Origin of the sequence: Porphyrobacter sp. SLTP, assembly GCF_009905735.1 — a bacterium.
GTDB lineage: Bacteria > Pseudomonadota > Alphaproteobacteria > Sphingomonadales > Sphingomonadaceae > Erythrobacter.
This window is the reverse complement of the sequence record NZ_JAAALE010000004.1, coordinates 56,308-75,403: the sequence shown is the minus strand read 5'-3', so window position 1 is coordinate 75,403 and position 19,096 is coordinate 56,308. Positions and strand designations below refer to the sequence as shown.

At 63.2% G+C, this 19,096-nt stretch carries 15 protein-coding genes; 8 read left to right on the top strand and 7 right to left on the bottom strand.

Features of this window, described 5'->3' with window-relative positions; genetic code table 11:
* The first annotated feature begins 75 nt into the window (after positions 1–75).
* The 4 genes from GVM20_RS04585 (at position 76) to GVM20_RS04570 (ending at position 4,915) form a co-directional block, all read left to right on the top strand.
* Entirely contained in the window at positions 76–729 is a 654-nt protein-coding gene (locus GVM20_RS04585; RefSeq protein ID WP_166546126.1) for a TetR/AcrR family transcriptional regulator, read from the top strand.
* 135 nt (positions 730–864) lie between these two features.
* Positions 865–3,117, top strand: a complete 2,253-nt coding sequence (locus GVM20_RS04580; RefSeq protein ID WP_166546125.1) for a TonB-dependent hemoglobin/transferrin/lactoferrin family receptor — start codon at positions 865–867, stop codon at positions 3,115–3,117.
* 18 nt (positions 3,118–3,135) lie between these two features.
* Positions 3,136–4,137: a DUF6607 family protein gene (locus tag GVM20_RS04575; RefSeq protein ID WP_166546124.1), complete on the top strand. Its 1,002-nt coding sequence runs from the start codon at positions 3,136–3,138 to the stop codon at positions 4,135–4,137.
* A gap of 100 nt (positions 4,138–4,237) precedes the next feature.
* Positions 4,238–4,915: a Fe2+-dependent dioxygenase gene (locus GVM20_RS04570; protein WP_166546123.1), complete on the top strand. Its 678-nt coding sequence runs from the start codon at positions 4,238–4,240 to the stop codon at positions 4,913–4,915.
* Here the strand turns inward: GVM20_RS04570 and GVM20_RS04565 are convergent.
* The gene (locus GVM20_RS04565; protein WP_166546122.1) at positions 4,889–5,623 is read right to left on the bottom strand and encodes a hypothetical protein; all 735 of its coding nucleotides are present in this window, start codon (positions 5,621–5,623) and stop codon (positions 4,889–4,891) included. The genes GVM20_RS04570 and GVM20_RS04565 overlap by 27 nt on opposite strands.
* Positions 5,624–5,669: 46 nt before the next feature.
* On the bottom strand, positions 5,670–8,258 hold the full coding sequence (locus tag GVM20_RS04560) for a M14 family metallopeptidase (protein WP_234031851.1): 2,589 nt from the start codon (positions 8,256–8,258) through the stop codon (positions 5,670–5,672).
* A 368-nt stretch (positions 8,259–8,626) separates the two neighbouring features.
* On the opposite strand from GVM20_RS04560, the gene GVM20_RS04555 reads away from it, so the two are divergent.
* Positions 8,627–9,799 carry a tyrosine-type recombinase/integrase gene (locus tag GVM20_RS04555; protein ID WP_166546120.1) on the top strand — a complete coding sequence of 391 codons (1,173 nt, stop codon included), beginning with the start codon at positions 8,627–8,629 and terminating at the stop codon, positions 9,797–9,799.
* A gap of 42 nt (positions 9,800–9,841) precedes the next feature.
* Here the strand turns inward: GVM20_RS04555 and GVM20_RS04550 are convergent, their stop codons facing one another.
* The 5 genes from GVM20_RS04550 to GVM20_RS04530 all read right to left on the bottom strand — a co-directional run bounded on the left by GVM20_RS04550 (position 9,842) and on the right by GVM20_RS04530 (position 15,440).
* The gene (locus GVM20_RS04550; protein WP_166546119.1) at positions 9,842–10,264 is read right to left on the bottom strand and encodes a hypothetical protein; all 423 of its coding nucleotides are present in this window, start codon (positions 10,262–10,264) and stop codon (positions 9,842–9,844) included.
* Positions 10,230–10,892 (bottom strand): HD domain-containing protein, encoded by a 663-nt coding sequence (locus GVM20_RS04545; protein WP_199799463.1) that lies wholly within the window; start codon positions 10,890–10,892, stop codon positions 10,230–10,232. Before GVM20_RS04545 ends, GVM20_RS04550 begins: the two co-directional genes overlap by 35 nt.
* Before the next feature lie 759 nt (positions 10,893–11,651).
* A complete protein-coding gene (locus GVM20_RS04540; RefSeq protein ID WP_166546118.1) occupies positions 11,652–13,103 on the bottom strand; it encodes an amidohydrolase family protein in 1,452 nt (483 codons plus the stop codon).
* A gap of 316 nt (positions 13,104–13,419) precedes the next feature.
* Positions 13,420–14,064: an imm11 family protein gene (locus GVM20_RS04535; RefSeq protein WP_166546117.1), complete on the bottom strand. Its 645-nt coding sequence runs from the start codon at positions 14,062–14,064 to the stop codon at positions 13,420–13,422.
* Positions 14,065–14,432: 368 nt separating this feature from the next.
* Positions 14,433–15,440 carry an alpha/beta fold hydrolase gene (locus GVM20_RS04530; RefSeq protein WP_166546116.1) on the bottom strand — a complete coding sequence of 336 codons (1,008 nt, stop codon included), beginning with the start codon at positions 15,438–15,440 and terminating at the stop codon, positions 14,433–14,435.
* Positions 15,441–15,490: 50 nt separating this feature from the next.
* On the opposite strand from GVM20_RS04530, the gene GVM20_RS04525 reads away from it, so the two are divergent.
* Genes GVM20_RS04525 through GVM20_RS04515 form a run of 3 tightly spaced genes read left to right on the top strand, consistent with a single transcriptional unit; the run spans position 15,491 to position 19,093 of the window.
* Positions 15,491–17,317, top strand: coding sequence for an outer membrane protein assembly factor BamB family protein (locus GVM20_RS04525; RefSeq protein ID WP_166546115.1), 1,827 nt, complete (start codon positions 15,491–15,493; stop codon positions 17,315–17,317).
* Positions 17,314–18,405 carry a VOC family protein gene (locus tag GVM20_RS04520; protein WP_166546114.1) on the top strand — a complete coding sequence of 364 codons (1,092 nt, stop codon included), beginning with the start codon at positions 17,314–17,316 and terminating at the stop codon, positions 18,403–18,405. Before GVM20_RS04525 ends, GVM20_RS04520 begins: the two co-directional genes overlap by 4 nt.
* Positions 18,406–18,448: 43 nt before the next feature.
* On the top strand, positions 18,449–19,093 hold the full coding sequence (locus tag GVM20_RS04515; RefSeq protein ID WP_166546113.1) for a TetR/AcrR family transcriptional regulator: 645 nt from the start codon (positions 18,449–18,451) through the stop codon (positions 19,091–19,093).
* The last annotated feature ends 3 nt before the right edge of the window (positions 19,094–19,096 follow it).

Here is a 19,096-nt window from a genome sequence, read left to right as displayed (position 1 = left end):
AGTTGAACCACCTTTCAAGTTTAGACTTGTGCACGAGTCTTGTGCCGCCTACCGAAAGCGTGGAGGGAGTAGCTGATGAGCAACACTCAGAGCAGCGCGACCAAAGTCGCATCGGGGGTGGCTGATGCCGCGTGCGGTGACGCCAAGACGCCGCGCACCGAGCGCGGGCGGCGGACCTTGCGCAAGCTGCTGGATGCTGCGGCGGAGGAGTTTGGCGAGAAGGGCTTTCACGAAGCCTCGGTCAGCTCGATCACCCGGCGGGCGGGTGTGGCGCTGGGGAGCTTCTACACATATTTCGACAGTAAGGACGGATTGTTCCGCGCCCTGGTCGCCGATATGAGCGAGAAGGTGCGCACGAGCGCGCGCTCGGCCTTGCATGAAGGCATGGGGCCGCTGGAGATCGAACGCGCGGCGCTGGCGGCGTTCCTGCGCTTCGCGGCCGAGCATAAGGAGGTCTATCGGATCATCGACGAAGCGGAATTCGTCGATCCTGCCAGCTACCGACAGCACTACGAAACCATCGCAGCCCGCATCGCCGACCGTTTGCGGGCGGGTGCTGCCGACGGCGAGTTCCGCGACGGGCTGGGCGAGCTGGAGGCCTGGGCGATGATGGGGATGAACGTGTTTGTCGGCCTGCGCTACGTGGTTTGGGGCGGGGCGGAAATGTCGCCGGACGAGGTCGCGGCCGGAGTGAACCGGCTGCTTTCTGAGGGGGTGTTGCGGCGGTAAAGGCGGGGCATGCGGCGGCCGTGGAGCCATGCATATATATTGCGAACGATTCTTATTCGCATTCCTTATTGACTCTCATTCGCAATAAGAACATCAGGCTGGGGTTCGTTCACTCCCCAGCAGGATGCCCTTCGCGTGTACCTTTTCAACAAACTTGCCCTGTCTGCCGCCCCCCTCGCTCTGCTCGCCGTTCCCGCTGCGGCGGAGGATCTCTCAGCGGAAGCCGAGGCCGAAGCGCAGCAGCAAACCGGGCGGATCACGGTTACCGCGACCCGCACGCCGGTGTTGCAGGAGGAAGCGCCTGCCACCGTCACGATTATCACCGATCAGGAAATCGCCGACCAGCTGGCGACCGACATCAAGGATCTGGTCCGGTTCGAACCTGGCGTCTCGGTCCGCCGTGCGCCCGCCCGCTTCGGCGCGGCGATCGGGGCGACGGGGCGCGCGCGCAACGAGGGTTTCACTGTCCGCGGCATTGGCGGCAACCGGGTGCTGGTCCAGGTCGACGGCATCCGCACACCGCAGGGCTTCAGCTTCGGCCCGCAGGATGCCGGACGCGGCGGGTCGGCCGATGTCAGCCTCGTCAAGCAGGTCGAAATCCTGCGCGGCCCGGCCTCGGCGCTCTATGGTTCGGACGGGCTGGCGGGCGCGATCAGCTTTGTGACCTCCGACCCGGTCGACATCATCGCCGGCGCCAGCATCGGCGGCTTCGTCACCTCGCAATATTCCAGCGACGACAGTGAATTCGCTCAGACTGCGACGCTGGCCGGGCAGACCGGCAATTGGTCGGCGATGGTGGCCTATACCCGCCGCGATTTCAGTGAACTCGACAATCAGGGCACGACCCTCGGCACAGGCCCCACCCGCACTGCGCCCAACCCGCAGGACGGGCGCAGTGACGCGGTGCTCGCCAAGCTGGTGTGGGACAATGGCCCGCATCGCATCCGCCTGACGGGCGAATATCTTGACAGCGCGGTGGCAACGCAGGTGCTCTCCGGCGTCGGCCCGGCTTTCACCTTTGGCCCCAATCCGGTGTGGACCGTGGACGCCCTTAACGCCCGCGACACGACCGAGCGGCTGCGCGCCTCGCTTGACTGGACCTTTGACGGTTCGCCCGAGGACGCGATCGAATACGCCTTCCTCTCGGCCTATTGGCAGGACGCCGAAGACCGGCAATTCGCGTTTGAGGAGCGGACCACGCTCACCGCGACACCCGCCCCGGATCGTGAGCGGCTCAACACCTTCGAGAACCGCGTCTACGGTGCGGCGGGTGAGGTGCGCTCAGGCTTCGACCTCGGCGGCATGGCGCACCGGATTGCGATCGGCGGCGATGTCAGCTGGACCCGGCAGGAGGGACTGCGCAGCGGCACGGTTCCGGGGCGGGGTGAGACATTCCCGACCCGCGCCTTCCCGGCGACCGATTTCACGCTGGGCGGGTTGTTCGTCGCCGACGAGATCAGTGTGCTGGACGGCGCGGTGACGCTGTTCCCGGCGCTGCGGTTCGACTTCTACGATCTCAACCCGACCGACGATCCGCTGCTCCCGACCTTCACCGCTTCGGGCCAGAGCGACAGCCGCCTCTCCCCCAAGCTGGGCGTCACCGTCAAACTCGCACCAGAGGTGATCCTGTTCGGCAATTACGCCCAAGGCTTCCTCGCGCCGACACCAAGCCAGGTGAACAACTTCTTCGAATTCATCGCAGGCGGTTACACCTCGATCCCCAACCCCGATCTGCGACCCGAGACCAGCAAAAGCTGGGAGGTCGGCGCGCGTTATGTGGGCGAGGTGTTTTCGCTCCAGCTGACCGGCTTCAAGGGCGATTACGACAACTTCATCAGCCAGCAGGTGGTAAGCGGCAGCTTCACCCCGCAGGATCCGGCGATTTACCAGTTCGTCAATTTCGACGCCGTGGAAATCGAAGGGCTGGAAGCGCGCGGCGAGGTGAAGCTGGACAGCGGCTGGAACGCGCGGGTCGCGCTGGCCTATGCCAATGGCGATGTGATGGCGCCCGATGGCAGCCGCACGCCGCTCGACACGATTGACCCGTTCAACATGGTCGCAGGCGTGGGCTACCGCGCGCCTTCGGGCCGGTTCGGGGGCGAGTTGATCCTCACCCACAATGCCCGCAAGGGTGCCAATGAGCTGGAGCGCGCGGCCAATGGCGACGATCTGTTCGTGCGGCCCGCTGCGTCGACCATCCTCGATCTCACCGCCTTCTACGCCGTGACCGAGCGGCTGAAGCTGCGCGCGGGCCTCTTCAATCTGACCGACGAGACTTACGCCCTGTGGTCCGATGTGCGCGGCCTCAGCGTCGCGGACGCCCGCATTGCCGATGCTTTCACCCGCCCGGGCCGCAACCTCAGCCTTTCGGCCAGCTACCGCTTCTGAACCTGAATGGAGGACCCCATGAACCGACTGACCAAAACCCTGTTCGCATCCGGGCTCGCCGCGCTCGCGCTGGCTGCTGCCCCAGCCCCGGCGCTCGCCGATGGCCCGATTGTCCAGACCGCCGAGGCCGCCAAAGCCGCCTTCGAGGAAGATCGCAAGACCATCCTTGCGATGGCGGGGGACTTCAAGGTGACTTTCGACATGCAGGAATCGACCCCGTGGATGGCAGGCTACACCCCCTTGGAGCGCAAGATTTCAGGCGGCTACGAAAGCGTTCGCGTGATCGAGGACACGGGCACCCGCATCGTGCTCCAGCACCTGCTAGTGACGGGGGACGACGCCAATCCCTATGTCGTCAAACACTGGCGGCAGGACTGGCAATATCAGCCCGAAACTATCCTCGCCTTCACGGGCGGTGACACTTGGGAATTGACCGCCGTGCCGGAAAAGATGCGCGCCGGGCGCTGGTCGCAGACGGTGTATCAGGTCGATGACAGTCCGCGCTATGCCGGGTGGGGCGAGTGGGAGACGACGCAGGGCATCCGCCGCTGGCGTTCCAACTGGACTTCCCGCCCGCTCGCCCGGCGCGATGCGATCCGCAATCCGGTCTACGACCATTACATGGGCATCAACCGCCACCAGCTGACCCCGACCGGCTGGATCCACTGGCAGGACAACACCAAGATGGCGACCCCCAAGGACGGGGGCGAGGCCGCCCCGGTGGTGCAGGAATATGTCCTCAACACCTATGAGCGCTTCAATGGCTACAACGTCGCCGCGGCCGAGAACTATTGGGCCAAGACCAAGGGATATTGGGACGCCGTGCGGAAGAAGTGGGATGCGGTGGCCGAGGCCAATGGCGGCATCCGCATCGCGCAGGAAGCCAGTGCCGGCACCACCATCGCCAATGAACTGATGCTGCTCGCCGACGCGATCAAGGATGGCAAGCAGACCCCTGAAGCCGCGAGCGCCAAGGCGCTGGCGCTGATCGAGGAAGGCACGTCCCGCAAGGGCGGCTAAGCGTCCCCCCATCCTCGATGCCCCTGCCGGCGGGAAGCTGTGTCCTCGCTTCCCGCCGGCCTTCTTGCTGGGTGGCGGCCCAGTCGTTAGAGCGTGACCCATGATCCTTGTCATCAACGCGCTCGAAGATGCCGACCACCGCGCCGCCATTGCCGAGCGGATCGCGATGCTGGAATGGCGCGACGGGCGCGAGACCGCCGGATCGGTCGCGCGGCAGGTGAAGCGTAACGAGCAGGCGGCGATGAACTCGCCAGCGGGCCGCGCCTTGCAGGACGAGCTGTCTCAGGTGGTTTCCGACAATATCGTGGTGAAGGCCGCCGCGCAGCCGCGCCGGTTCTCGCCGGTGATCATCAGCCGGACCGGCGTGGGCGGCAAGTATGGCGCCCATGTCGACAACGCGCTGATGGGCCGCGGTGCGCAGCGGCTGCGCACCGATCTTTCCTTCACCCTGTTCCTGACGCCACCCAGCGAATACGAAGGCGGCGAGCTGGTGATCCACGCCGCCGGTATGACGCAGGAGCTGAAAGGCGAGGCGGGCAATCTGGTGCTCTATCCCTCGGGTAGCATCCACGAGGTCAAGCCGGTGACGAAGGGCACGCGGATCGTTTGCATCGGCTGGATTGAAAGCACGGTCGCCGATCCGGCGCAGCGCGAGATGCTGTTCGATCTCGAAAACCTGCGCACCGCGCTCCGCCAGCAATTGCCCGCTCAGTCGGCCGAGTTGCTGACGCTGGACAAGACCATCGCCAATCTACTGCGGATGTGGGCGCGGTCCTGAGCTCTTGGCGGTAGCCGTGCGTTTGCCCTTCACGGTGAAGTAGAGGATCAGGCTCACCCCGATGATGCTCGGCCCGGCCCAGATCAGCGGGTTGAACACCTGTTCGGGGATCAGCCGGATCAGCCCGACCGAAAGGAAGGCGGTATAGGCCGAAATGCCCATGCCGATCAGCGCGCGGAAATGCTCGCCGATATATGTCGTGCGCGGCGGGTCATCCTTGCGCCAGATGTAGCGCTGCTGGATCAGCATCGCGACAATGCCGATGAAAGCGACCAGCATCATCAGCGGATGCCCGACCCGGTAGCCATAAATCCCGCACCACGCCCCCGATATCACGACAGCGGCGATCATCGCCTGATACCGGGACAAACGCAGCGCCCGCCGGTCGCGGCTGTGGCGCACCACTGCGAGGCCATAATCGACAAAGCCGATGGTGAGCACGCCGAGATACAGCATCATCCACCCGAACAGGCCTTCATAGAGCGCGCGGTCGGTGACTTCGGGGTGGCGATGGTCGGGCCCGTAGAGCGATAGCAGCGCCATCGCGATGGCAAGTGCGCCCGCACCCAGAAATCCGTAACACGCCGCGCGGCCCCACTTGCGGTGTTTGGCGGCACCCTTGCGCGTGACGATCGGCCCCCAGAACGCCGTGAGCCCCAGCGCCCCGGTGGCGACATGAAGGACGACTAGGGCTTCAAACAACGCCATCGCGGTCAGGATGACACATTCGCTGTGCCGCGCCTAGAGCCGCCTGTCACCGCACCCGTGACGGCGCCACCATCACCGCATTGGCGATCATCAGGTCGAGCCCTTCGAGATAGGCACGGGCCGACGGATCATGGGCAAAGCCAATCACCAATCCGCGTCCTTGCGGCTGCGCCATCAGGTAGGGCTTGTACGCCAACTGCCGCCGGTTCTCGTCCCACACATAGCCGCTGGCGATCAGATTGCCTGCTGCCGCGAAGCGCAGGACGTTGATCCCATTGGCGCGGTCGAGTGGGGTGAAGATCTGCGTGCCCGTCGCCAGCACCACCGCGCCATTGTCGTATCCGGCGGAGAGGAAGTGGTCAGGCTCACCCACCACATTGAGCAGCGCCCCCGGCAGCGTGTCGGGGAGCGCCTGCTGGTCCTTGATCGCCTCGCGATATTCGGCGTCATTGCCGATCGCGACCGCTTCGGCCAGCGCGGCCTTGTCGTCATCGCCGCCGGCGGGCTCACGCCCCAGCGCCGCTTCACGCTTGACCGCCAGCAGAGGATTGTCGCCGCTGCTGAAGGTTTCGAGGCTCTCACCGATTGCGACCAGCACGCCGCCGCGCTGCACGTAGCTGCGGATCGCGCGCAGTCCGCCATCGCCGAGCACGCTCGATGGATCTCCCTCGGGCACCAGCACCACGTCATAATCCGACAGGTCAGCACGGCCCAAGCGGCTGGTGCGGATCGGGGTCACCGGCAGGCCGAGCCGCTGTTCGAGCACATAGCGCAGGGCGCCTGCGCTTAATTGCGAGACACCATCGTCCCACGCCACGGCGACGCGCGGCATTGTCAGCCGCACGAAATGCTCGCTGCCAAGGTTCGGCCCATTGTCGACCCAGCCATTTTCGAGCGCCACCGTATGCGCGCCGACATCGCGGGCGAGTTCGGCGAGACGGGCCATCTTGTCGGGGCTATTGGAGCCTGACGGGAATACCACTGTCCCGCGCGGAAAGTCGCGGCCTGCGGTGGTGAAGGCGCGGTCGGTCACACGCCCGTCAATCCCTTCGCGCAGCGCCAAGGCGACCAGCCGCGCCTGGCCGCTGTCGGTCCACGGCACGGCGATGCCAAAGCTGCCAGCGCCTTCAGCCTTGGCTGCAATCGGCGCATCGGCACTCATCGCATCGCCGCTGACGGCCGCATTGCACAGAGCCACATCCACGCCCGCCATCGGCCCGACCGACCATGCGGTCACGTCATACAGCTCGTGCGGCAGATCGACCGAGCGGCGGCGCTCCTGTTCGGCGAGGAAATCGGGCGGCAAGGGGGTGTCGCGGTCGAGCAGGCTCTTGACCAGCCGCGCGGCGGGCTGGGCCTGCGGCACGGCGAGGTAGCCTGCGGGATAGGCCTTGCCGCAAACACTCGCACTGCCTTCGCGCCGCAGCACGGTGATGCCCTGTTCGGCCAACCGCCGTCCGAGCCGCTCGGCATTCCAGCGCCGCTTCGACAGGTCGATCACATAGGTCCCGCGTCCGGCAGAGCCACTGGCATTGCCGCTGCGATAGGCGGCAAAGTCGCTGAGGAACCGGGCAGGATTGTCGGCCACAGCGGCAGCGGTGGCGAGACTGGCGGTGAAGTGGTTGGTGATGCCGTCAGCATAGGTCAGCTCCGTCCCGTCGCGCCGCGCAAACACCAGTCCTCGCGCCGAACCCTGTTCGTAGGTGCTGCCGATCGCGCCCTGATGCGCGTTCCAGGTGTCGCCGTAGCCGGGGTAGAACAGGTCATAGACCTCGCGGGTGAAATAGGGCTCGCCGCGCGCATCGAAGGCGGCGGCGTTGTAGCGCCCGATCAGCTCGTAACTGCGGATTTGCGCGGCCGAGAGATTGGGATTGAAGGGCTGCGCGGCGGGAGAGAAGAAGTAGGTCTCGTCCCCGCCCATTTCGTGAAGGTCAACCACGACCACCGGGTTCCACTGCCGGATCGCGGCAACCTTGCCCCGGGTCTCGGGCTGGCTGAGCGTGAACCAGTCGCGGTTGAGATCGAACATGTAGTGATTGACCCGCCCCGAAGGCCACGGCTCGTCATGCTCGGCCGCCTGCCGGTCGGCCGCTGGTGTGATGCCGGTCGACGCGAGGAAATTGTTCACGAACCGCGCGCGCCCATCGGGGTTCTGCATCGGGTCAACCACCACGATGGTGTTGGCCATGATTTTGGCCGCACGCGCGTCATCTGTAGCGGCGAGCAGGTGATAGGCGGTCATCAAAGCCGCATCGGTCGAGGAAATCTCGTTGCCGTGCACGCCGTAGGCCAGCCATGTCACGGGCATCGCCGTGCCGTTGCCGGGTCGTCCCGCAGCGATTGTCGCCATATCGGCCCGAATTGCGTCGAGTTTCGCCATGTTCGCAGGCGCGGACAGCACGAGGTAATAGAGCGGCCGACCCTCCCAGCTCACCGCATATTGCACCAACCGCGCCCGATCCGGCGCCGCCTCGGCGAGCGCCTTCAGATAGGCATAGGTCTGGTCCGGTGAGGTGATGCGGGCGCCCGGCGCATGGCCGACCGTGGCGGTCAGCGTGGGGATCGCTGGATCAAAGCTGCCCTCAATGAACGACTGCGCCGCAGCAGGCTGGCCCGCACCTATCAGAGCCGCCATTATGACAAGGCACTGGCTCCAGAATCTATTGCGCATGAAGTTCCTCGCATGATTGCCCATCGGCGTGAGCGATAAGCCTTGCCGCGAACACAGCGGCCCGGTCAAGGCAGGAGGGGAGAATGACGCAAGCAGGCGGTTCAGGGGGCCATGACCCGCCACTATCATTCCATTTCCGCTCGGCCGCAAAGGGGAGGAAATGGTGGGCGCGACAGGGATTAAACCTGTTACCCCACCCGTGTGAAGGGTGGGAAAACGGGCAAATTCGGCTTTCCTCGGACAATGAAATCCTGTAAAATCAATCTATGGTGTTCGATGCTGTTCACCCATGTTTTTCATAATTTTTTCATAAGTTTTGGAGGGTGCCGAAAATGGCCGATCTCAGCCGCATCGGGGAGCGCGACAAACTGAAGCCGAGGAGCGGCAATGAACCGCACTGGCACCGCCTGCGCCAAGGAGTCTATCTCGGCTACCGACCCTCGCGGAAGAAGGTGGGCGGCATATGGTTTGCCCGCTTCTATGACGCTGAGGCTAACCGCAACGCTCGCAAGCGGCTGGGCGATTATGGCACCCTGTCTGGCCATGATGTGTTCAAGCAGGCCAAGGCCGATGCTGAGGCGTGGGCGGAAACGGTTGAAACCGGCGGCGAGCGGGCCCGCGAAATGGAAACCGTCAAGGATGCGTGCGAGGCCTACCTCGAGCAAAAGCCGGGATCGATTGCCGAAGGGGTTTTTCGGCGGCACGTCTATTCCGATCCCATCGCCAAGGTGAAGCTCGACAAGCTCCGGCGGCATCACCTGAAGGCGTGGCGCAAACGGCTGGAGCAAGCCCCAGCGCTGGTGACGCGCACCAAGGAAGCCGAAAGGAAGCGGATGAAGGAACGCTCCAAGTCGACCGTCAACCGCGATATGGTGCCCCTACGTGCTGCACTGGGCATGGTGCTTAAGCCGGGTGCGCCCAACACGGACGCGGCATGGCAAGAGGCACTGCGCCCGTTCAAGGGAGCCGACAAGCGTCGTGAATTGTATCTAGACCGCGATGAGCGCAAGAAGATGATCGATGCCTCCTGCGATGAGGCAAAGCCCTTCGTGAAGGCCTTGTGCGTCTTGCCGCTGCGCCCCGGCGCGCTTGCTGGACTAAAGGTGCGTGACTTCGACAAGCGCACCCGCGCGCTTACGGTTGGCAAGGACAAGAACGGCAACCCGCGCCAGCTCACGATGCCGCAGATGATTGCCGAATTTTTCGAAACGCAGGTGACGGACAAACTGCCAACCGCATCGCTTTTCGCCCGCACGAGCGGTGAGGCGTGGAACAAAGACGCTTGGAAGCATCCGATCAAGGATGCGGTGGAAGCGGCTGGCTTGCCCCGCGCCGCATCCGCATACACCCTTCGCCATAGCGTCATCACCGACCTGATCCGAGCCCGCCTGCCGATCCTGACCGTAGCGCAGTTATCGGGCACAAGCGTTGCGATGATCGAAAAGCACTATGGCCATTTGGTGCGCGATGATGCCGAAGAGGCGCTGGCGAGCATTGCAATCTAATCCGCCGCGTGTGCTGGTGCACGCTCACCGATCATCCTGCGCTTAGAGCCTGGGAGGCATCTTTACCTCGACGGCGGGCAGCAGCGACAGATCTGCGCCGGGGAACCTGGCAGCGAACTCATCGCGCGACATTAAGATGCTCTCCTTGTCCAACAGCTCTGGGCTTTTGCTCCAAGCGCCATCACGCGGTGGATATCCGGCCTCACATGCGATCCAAACGAACGCCAACCCTTTGGCAAAATCCACAACAGGCAGGCCTTCGACGGAGCGGAACACTGGCTCTGCCGTCAACCAAGGATAGAGGGGGGATCTATGAGATGCCGCAGCAATAGCAAGTTCGCTGAAATACTGTCTTTCCTCGGCGTCCGAGGCCGTTTCAGCCACTCGTGAGAATACGCTCGAGAACACCAGTATCACCGGGTCGATTTTCTCAGGGTAGGAAGATCTCTTTGAATAGTCTTTCATAACGCAACTCCTCCGTGGGTTCGTCAGAATCAAAATCGGCGTGATTTGCTCGCGGCTGGCGGATCGCCTCCACCGCTTCGGCAAACATCGCATCGAGCCTTTCATTGACCCCAGCACAGCCACGAGCCACCATCTCGGCGAACTGGATATAGGCCCCTACTCGCGCATCGCTCCAACCGAGGGGCGGCGTCTGCATGTCGCGCAGGTTGGCGATTTTGTCGGCCAGCTTGATCAGCTTGGCCTCGTCGGAGGCGACGGGCGCCTTGAGCACCTGCAGCCGCTTGCGCTCCAGCTTGTCGAGGCTCTTGTCGTCCGTGACCTCGAGCACCAGACTGCAGACCCGCTCTCCAAAGCGCTCACGAAGCTCTTCGGGCGTGGTCTTGGTGTCCTCGATCGTATCGTGCAGGGTCGCCGCTGCGAGGATATCCGCGTCTTCAACCCTAGCCTCGATTAAGATGTTTGCCACATCGAGCGGGTGGTTGATGTAAGGCGTCGCATCGACGTCCTTGCGCCGCTGTTCGCGGTGCTTTTCAGCAGCGAAGCTTGCGGCCGAGATGATCGTGGCAACATTGGACAAAGGTCGGTTTAGAACTTGCATGTCTGTTCTCCAGGTTTTGAGTGGGTTCATCGATGAGATCGTCGATGGGCGATGCGACGAAATGGTGCTTGCTCAGCCAGGGTGTCGGCTGTTGGCCAACCGACGGGAAAACCCAGCTATCGGGGAGATACCGCTGTCTGCGGGCAGGAATGCTTGCCAGAACGACTGACCAGGCCATGAATTGCAGTTGGGCAAGTAGGTCCATCGGCTATCTCTAGGAGACACCGAGCCTTTGCGCCGCAGGTCGTAAACCCAGCAGAGCCATTGGCTCGGGTCTACAGTCTGCGTTTCGATTGTCAGGAAGTATCGAGGCTTGCTCGACGACCTATACGCTACATAAAACCCAAGCAGATGCAAGCGCTGTTTTTCCTTGCGCGAGTACGAACGGCTCTTCGCCATCGATATGCGCACTCATGAAATCCTATCGGCAATGTCGAACCAGGGCTCCGCGGAAGCGATGGACTTAACGCCGGATGGATCGCTGCGCGTAGTCTACTGACTGGAATTGGGCCTCTTGGTAAACGGCAGGCTGCAGCCTGCAAGAGGCGGAAAGCGGCCGCCCAATCAGTCAATCCCGCAACGGCAGCTGTCGACCCACACCCGGTCGTTCACGGCAGCCGAGTTGAATGTCTGGTTCCGCCAAAAGCCGCCACGCTGCTTTCGGGTCCGCGCATCTGCCCGGCTCATGGCAACTCGTGGGTGGATGACGGAATGGCGGCTTTTTGCTGCCACCCGGGGGCTTCGCCTCCGCAGTCTGAGCTTCGATAAAGCCTGCTTCAGTCCACCGGACTAATGGCTCTCGTTGCGGCTGAAGCTGGAAGCCAGAATGCCGACAAGCCCGTTCATCACGCTCTCGTAGTATGCCCCGCGGAAATGCGCGTCGTAACTTTTGACCTCCGCTTCGATCTGTCCGCGCTCATACATCCTTCCGCCGACCATCAGGAACGACCAATCCTTCACCGCCGCCAGATCGGAGCGCGGGTCCTTCCGCAGGATCAGCATGTCCGCGAAGTTGCCAACCGCGATCCGGCCAATCCTTCCCCGGTCAACATGGCGGCCGTTGACCTGTGTCGCAGCGGCGAGCGCAGCTTCGGTGCTGCTAAAGGCGTCGGTCAACATCGCGAGCTGGAGATGCAGGGACTCGCCCGGCACGACATAGGGCATGACCACATCCGTCCCCGCCAGTACATCGACCCCGGCGCGGCGAGCCTTGCCCACAAAGGCCAGTTCTGCCGCAATGCCATTAAGATCATTCGCGATGGCTTCGTCGGTTTCAGGGTGCGCGACAATCATCGGCCAGGCCTGCTCCCAGAACTCCGGGAGATGCCCGAGGCCCTTGGTCGGGGGGAAGCGTTGCCGGTCGGAGGCCGTCAGCCGCGCCTTCTGATTTGCCTGTGTCGGCAGAATAGAAATGCGGCGCGCCTTCATCAGCGCGATCACCTCGGTGATGTCGGCCTCGGTCATCGCCGACACATCCTGACTGCGATAATCGAAGCCCTTGGGCGGCGGCTTGCGGAGATAGGGAAGGCCGGTGAAGTGCTGGACCTCGAAATCGGACACATCGCGCAGGTTCACCGCATGCGGCGTGTGGCCGACCAGCGGCAGGCCCTGGCGTTGCGCTTCGGCGGCAGCCGCATCGAATGCGGCTTTGGGCAGGCCAGTGTAGGTCTTGATGCAATTGGCCCCTTCCGCCTTGAGTCGCTTGACCGTGCTGACCGCCTGCGCGGTGTCGAACACCGATAAGGCGCTGGGCCAGCCCGGGTTTTCGCCATCCAGCACCGGGCCGCAGCGATACATCCTCGGGCCGGCGATCTGTCCTTCCGCAAGATCGGCTTGCAGACCGGCAATGCTGTCGTCGGTCTGGCCGAGGTCGCGGACGCTCGTCACCCCGTATTTCAGGTAGAGCAGCGAAAACAGACGCTGGTTGCCGAGCGCAAGCCGCGGCGGCGTGTGGACGTGGGCGTCGATTAGACCCGGCATGGCGATGCAGCCCGGGCAGATCGGCGGATCGTCATCGGGCCGACTTGGCCTGATTTCGGCGATGCGCCCGTCTTTGATGAAGATGGTCTGATTGGGCTGCAAGGGCTCGCCGGGGTTCCAGATTGCGACCCCGGAAATCATCCGGTCGGAGCGCTGCGGAACCGAAATCTCGGGCGGCAGCAGCATCCAGACGCTCGACAACGAGGCAAGAACCAGCACCCCCAGAATGCCCAGCGACCAGAAGCCAATTCGTCGAACCATATAGCTCCGCAGCGGACAATGGCGACTAATCGGCTGCCGCTATGGTTTTATCGCAGCAACAGCGACTTGAACGCAAGAGCTATAGCGAAGACGATCTCGTGTGGCCAATAACAGGGGGTTCGGAACGACGTTTGCAATGTCCATTTCGGGGTCGCTTCCTGAAAGGCAGGAATTTTTCATAAGCGAGGCAAAGCCGCCATCCCGCTTTCGGGATCGGTGATCAGCCCCGCTTATGGCCGAAACTGGGTGGATAGCGGAAGGGCAGCTTTCACCGTCACGATAAGCATCGCCGGGTCTTTCTCCGGCGCTCACGCATTCAGACAACTTCGATCTCTTGGCCGGAGTAGTAGCCCGTCAATCCGGCATCCGTGATGGCTTGATGCATCCTGTCGGATATGAGCGGCAAGCCTTCGGCCCGGACCTCTCGCCACAAGTGAACACCCGCGATTTTCGCCCCATCCACAACAAACTTGGGAGGTGCGTTAACGTCCACGTGATCGGGGATTTCCCAACCCTTGCGAACACCATCCGACGGAGGGCAATACTCGCCGAACTTGTTCAAGATCATGTTGCTGCGTGTCGGGTGAATGGCATCGCGGCGGTTGCAGATGTAGAGCCAGTAGCGCGTCCCGATCGCCTCCCCCTTCCGAGTGAAATAGTCGACGGGAAAGAATTGATGCACGCCCGGTTCGACGGTTTCGATGACGGCCCTTGCCCGCTCAGACACGTTAAATTGCCCGCATTTGTCGAAGTCGGCCGGCGGATAGGCAGGCTTGTCGATCCATGTGATCTTCTTGGGCAGGTCTGACCCATCCACCGGAACACCCGCTTTGGCAGGACCGATCTTGGGCAAGCCATCGGAGGGGGCTTCGATGAACTTCGATGAGGGGAAATTGCCGCTTCCCCAATCGACCCTCGGGTCTGATCCGGGGAGGAGCTTTGCATCCAGAACGTAGGCCATTCGATACTCCGTGCTTGCCCTCGGCGGTGCAGCTTTATCGTTCCGAGTCAGAGACAAGCATTATCTTGTCCATTGAATGAGGCAAGGCACCGGGAATGACCGCTACGGGGTCGGTAGCTGAGTGGCAGAAATTTTCCGGAAGGTTGGCAAAGCCGACATGCCGTTTTCGGGATCGCGCCTCAGCCCCGCTCATGACCGATGCTGGGTGGAAAGCTGCCTGACCTCTTTCGGGTGACATTACGCAATAGCTGCCGTTTATCGCCGCCAAGCAATGCGTCCCCCGCCGACCACCTACGGTCGTTCACGATCGCCAGGGCGAACTTCCCGTTCTGACATCAGCTGCCAAGCGCTGGGCATTCACCGCCTGATTAGCTCCCAGGGCAGCGCCCGCCCGGCAAGCCAAGGAACGCGCCGAGCAGGGCGTTGGCAGCTTGCGGATCCTCGAAAGGGGTCCAGTGGCCCACGCCCGGGAGCATTGCTGCGGCGAGGTTTTCTGCCTTGGCGCGGGCCCGCTTGGCGAGGGTAGGAGCGAAAGTCTTGTCCTCACTACCCTCGATCAACAGCACCGGCATGGTGATCGGGCCAGAGCGCCTTGGCCAGCCACTGCCGGGAGCCATCTTATCAAAGGGCGGGATATTGGCGCGATACCACGCGATGCCGGCGTCGATCGCTGCCGGGTCGGACAGTGCGCCGCGGAACAATCCGCCTTCCTCGGCGGTCAATATGCCTTCCGAAATTGCGCGGCCATAGGCGGTCTCGAACAAGGTGGACGGCACGTTCTGCCGCTCGATGCTCTCACGGTTGAGTGCCTGGAGGCGCGGCACGTAAGCCGAGGCTGCCCGCTGCGCTGGATCGTCGGACAGCATGTCGAGAAACAGGTCATAAGGTGGCGCGCTGAAAACGGCGAGCCGGGCAAGCCGCTGCGGTTTCCACTGTGCATAGGACCACGCCAGTGCGCCGCCCCAGTCATGGCCCACCAGCGTGACTTTTTCATCCGGTGCCAGCGCCGCAATCGTGCGGTCAAGCTGCCGCGCGAGGCGTGCCACCCGGTAGTTAGCATCGCGCGCCGGACGGCCCGAAAAGCCTGCCCCTGGCGCGTCGATCGCGATCATTCTCCGGCAGGGGCTGAAGGCCTCCATCTGGTCGAACCACACATACCAGAAGCTTGGAAAGCCGTGGACGAGGATTACCGGAGGGCCCTCGCCGGTCGCGACATAGTGGATGCGGTCATCGCCCTTCCCGATGAAACCTTCGGTATAGGGGCGGCTGCCGACGCGGTTGGCATGAATGACTGCGAGATCTGTGGCAGCCGCCACTGTTGACAGTCCGGCGACCAAGGCAGCAATCAAGTGCCGCGCCAGCTCAATGATCCGCATTGACACCCCCTTTTTATTGCAATATTCGTCAATAACAGAGGGAGAGCTCAATGTCACTAAGGTTTGCAGGGGCTTTGGCTGCAAGTCTCCTGATCGTCGGCTGCGCGCCGTCGGAAAGCGAAACCAAGCCCGATGCCGCATCCTCACTCAGCGGGCAGGCCGAGCTCGGCGAAAGCCTTTATCTCACCCATTGCAGCAGCTGTCATGACAATGCCACGGGCGGCGCCCCTGTTCGGGCAGCCATCGAGAAACGCAGTGCGGCCTATATCAAACAGGCTCTCACGACCGGGGTGATGAAGGCGCAGGGCTCTGCACTCAATCCCTATGAAATCGCGATCCTCGCGGATCATCTCGGGACCGATGCCCCGCCGCAAGTGGTGGCGGGAAAACGCTGCGAGGGTCGTCTGGCGGTGTCTGGCGCGCCGCTCTGGAACCGCTGGGGCAACGGCCTGTCCAACGCGCGTTATCAGCGCCAGACTGTGATCACGCCCGCCAATGTCGGGCGACTTGAGCTTGCCTGGGCCTTCGGCTTTCCTGAAGCGCAGCGCGCCCGTTCGCAACCTGCGGTAACCGAAAAGGCGGTGTTCACCGGCAGCCAATCGGGCCGGGTCTATGCGCTTGACCGGATGACGGGGTGCATCTGGTGGACGTTCGATGCCAAGGCCGAAGTGCGCAATGCGCCCGTCCTCGACGTCGATGCCGCCGCCGGCCCGACGCTGTATTTCGGGGACTTCGACGCGCGTGTTTATGCGGTTGATGCCGAAACCGGCAAACTGCGCTGGACCACAACGGTGCGCGACCATCCTGACGGCACGATCACGGGCAGCCTCGCACTGCATGGCGGTCGATTGTTCGTGCCGATGTCCTCGACCGAAGTTCTCAGCGCCTTCAATGAGGATTACGAGTGCTGCACGTTCCGCGGCGGTGTGACGGCGCTCGATGCGTCTAATGGCAGCCGAGTTTGGCGCTGGTATTCGGTCGACAAGCCCGTCAGGCACAAGGGCGGCGAGAACGCGCCGAGCGGCGCGCCGGTTTGGGGCACCCCCACAGTCGATCCGGCGCGCGGGCTTTTGTATGTCGGCACGGGCGAAAACTACTCCTCCCCCGCCAATGACCAAAGCGATGCGATCATCGCGATCGAACTTGCCACCGGCCGGCGCAAGTGGGTGATGCAGGCCACCGCGGGGGATGCGTGGAACGCGGCGTGCGGCACAAAGCAAAGCGCCAATTGCCCGGCCGAGGATGGGCCAGACTTCGATTTCGGTGCGCCCCCTATGCTGGTGAAGGCCGGCGCTCGCGACATCCTGCTTGCCGGACAGAAATCCGGTGAGATCTTCGCGATCGATCCGGACCGGGGAAGCGTGCTGTGGCGCCAGCGGGTCGGGCGCGGCGGGTTCAATGGCGGTATTCACTGGGGCATGGCAAGCGATGGCACAACGCTGTTTGTGCCGATTGCCGACACGCCCGGCAGCCGTTTCGCCAAGGGCGATCCGCGCCCCGGCATCCATGCGTTCGACGTTGCGACGGGCCGCCCGCTGTGGTCGCGGATCGAAAAGCTGCGCTGCCCTGAATTCTCCTTTGCCTGCATCACTGCCCTATCCGCTCCGGTCACACTGATCCCCGGGGTGGTGTTCGGCGGAGGGCATGACGGGCGGTTGGTCGCCTACGCCGCCAAGGATGGCGCAGTGCTGTGGAAGACAGACACCAACCGCGCCTTTGCGACCGTCAACGGGGTTGAGGCCAAGGGCGGCACGATCGACGGTCAAGGCCCGGTGGTGGCAGGAGACATGGTGATTGTGAACTCGGGATACGACAAGTTCGGCGAGATCGCGGGCAATGTGCTGCTGGTCTATCGCCTCAAGGGAGCCGACCGATGATAAGACCTGCCTTCACCGCACTCGCCTGCGTATTGCTTGCAAGCTGCGCAGCGACCACCGGCACGGCTGCGCCGGGTGCCGCTGCCGCCGCACCTGTCCCGGTGATCGCAGGGCCGATCAAGGGCGTCCATCATATCGGCATCACCGTCAGCGACATCGACGACACGCTCGCCTTCTACAGCCGGTCTGTGCCTTACGAGCTGGTCGAGCGGCGGATGGTCGAAGCTGCCGCGTTTCCGTCCGAAGTGCTGACCAGGCGCAAAGGCAAGATCGAGATCGCGCTGGTGCGCACGCCCACCGTCTTCCTGCAGCTGATCGATATCGATCCCGATGCCAAGTCCCCGCCCGAGCGCCGCCCGGTGATCGGGCCGGGCTATACCCATATCTGCTTCCAGTCGCCTTCGACTGCGCCGAAATACGACGTGTTCAAGGCCAATGGCCTCGCCATGCTGTCGCGCGGAGACGGGCCTGTCGATCTGGGCGGATACGGGGTAACCTATGCCTATGGCTTCGATCCTGACGGCATCATGATCGAGATGGAGCAGCTGACGCCCGAGGTGATTGCTGCACATGGCGAGCTTGGCACCAAGCGGATGCGCTTTCCTGCCTGGGCCACGCATATCGGCAATGTCACCGGCGACAAGGAGCAGATGGTTACGTTCTACTCCAAGGTCCTCGGCCACGGCCCGCGCCGTGAACTACCGCCGACCCGGCGCCAGACCTTCGACGAGATTGCCGATATCGACGGCATTGTTGCCGCAGCGAGCTGGTTCGACGTCGGCAATTTCGAGCTGGAGTTCTGGCACTACATCGAACCGCGCACGCCCAAGGGCACAGCTGCGCAGATGATCGACGCGATCGGTTACAATGCCATCGTTTTCGAGACCGACGATCTTGCCGCTACGCTTACCCGGCTGGAACGCGAGGGCGTGCGCTTTGCCGGCAAGACATTCGAACTGGGCGGCTGGCGGGTGCGCTATGCTCGCGATCCAGAAGGCAATCTCATCGCTTTCCAGCAGAACATCGGCGCCGGCGCAGCACGTTCGATTGACGACATGCTGTGGCTGAAGGACCGGGCGCCGCAGTAAGTTGCCATCTGGATTGGTGCGGCCAGTCTGCTAGGCTTGGCCCATGACTGTTGTCGCCACCAAGCGCAGGACCCGGCTCGCCCCGGAGGAACGGCGTTCGCTGATCCTAGATCACGCGGCAGACATGATTGCGCGCGAGGGGATCGCCGAGCTGTCGATGGAGGCCGTCGGGCGCGCGGCGGGGGTGAGCAAATCGCTGGTCTACAACTACTTCCCCAACCTCCAGATGTTACTGAGCGAGCTGCTCGAACGTGAACTGAAGCGGCTGCGGCGGCTCCAGAGCGAGGCGGTCAATGGCGCAGAGACATTCGAGGGCATGGTGCGCGCTACCACCCATGTCTACCTCACCTATATCGAGGAGAGAGGGCTGATCATCGAGCGGCTCCAGCAGGAACCCTCGATCAGCGATTTTCACGATCCGACCGAATATGGCCGGGACACGGCGGTCGAATTTCTCGCCGCTATCATCGAGCGCCATTTCGACCTGCCGCCCGACGTTGCCCGGGCGGCGACCGACATCAGCTTCGGCCTTCCGGCTTCGGCTGGAGCCTACCTGCTGCGCACCGGGATGGACCGGCAGCAGCTTGAGGACATCACCGTTTCCATGATTTTGGGATCGGTGACGTCGCTCAAGACCGATTTTGCCGCGCGCCGAAAACCGCTTTGGGACGGAAAACCAGCAGGTTAGCCA

Excerpts from the sequence above, each read along its gene's own strand:
- GVM20_RS04525 (WP_166546115.1), top strand. The coding sequence starts at position 15,491 with ATGTCACTAAGGTTTGCAGGGGCTTTGGCTGCAAGTCTCCTGATCGTC.
- GVM20_RS04520 (WP_166546114.1), top strand. The coding sequence starts at position 17,314 with ATGATAAGACCTGCCTTCACCGCACTCGCCTGCGTATTGCTTGCAAGC.
- GVM20_RS04575 (WP_166546124.1), top strand. The coding sequence starts at position 3,136 with ATGAACCGACTGACCAAAACCCTGTTCGCATCCGGGCTCGCCGCGCTC.
- GVM20_RS04535 (WP_166546117.1), bottom strand. The coding sequence starts at position 14,064 with ATGGCCTACGTTCTGGATGCAAAGCTCCTCCCCGGATCAGACCCGAGG.
- GVM20_RS04565 (WP_166546122.1), bottom strand. The coding sequence starts at position 5,623 with ATGGCGTTGTTTGAAGCCCTAGTCGTCCTTCATGTCGCCACCGGGGCG.
- GVM20_RS04530 (WP_166546116.1), bottom strand. The coding sequence starts at position 15,440 with ATGCGGATCATTGAGCTGGCGCGGCACTTGATTGCTGCCTTGGTCGCC.
- GVM20_RS04570 (WP_166546123.1), top strand. The coding sequence starts at position 4,238 with ATGATCCTTGTCATCAACGCGCTCGAAGATGCCGACCACCGCGCCGCC.
- GVM20_RS04560 (WP_234031851.1), bottom strand. The coding sequence starts at position 8,258 with ATGGCGGCTCTGATAGGTGCGGGCCAGCCTGCTGCGGCGCAGTCGTTC.
- GVM20_RS04515 (WP_166546113.1), top strand. The coding sequence starts at position 18,449 with ATGACTGTTGTCGCCACCAAGCGCAGGACCCGGCTCGCCCCGGAGGAA.
- GVM20_RS04550 (WP_166546119.1), bottom strand. The coding sequence starts at position 10,264 with ATGAAAGACTATTCAAAGAGATCTTCCTACCCTGAGAAAATCGACCCG.
- GVM20_RS04555 (WP_166546120.1), top strand. The coding sequence starts at position 8,627 with ATGGCCGATCTCAGCCGCATCGGGGAGCGCGACAAACTGAAGCCGAGG.
- GVM20_RS04585 (WP_166546126.1), top strand. The coding sequence starts at position 76 with ATGAGCAACACTCAGAGCAGCGCGACCAAAGTCGCATCGGGGGTGGCT.
- GVM20_RS04545 (WP_199799463.1), bottom strand. The coding sequence starts at position 10,892 with ATGAACCCACTCAAAACCTGGAGAACAGACATGCAAGTTCTAAACCGA.
- GVM20_RS04540 (WP_166546118.1), bottom strand. The coding sequence starts at position 13,103 with ATGGTTCGACGAATTGGCTTCTGGTCGCTGGGCATTCTGGGGGTGCTG.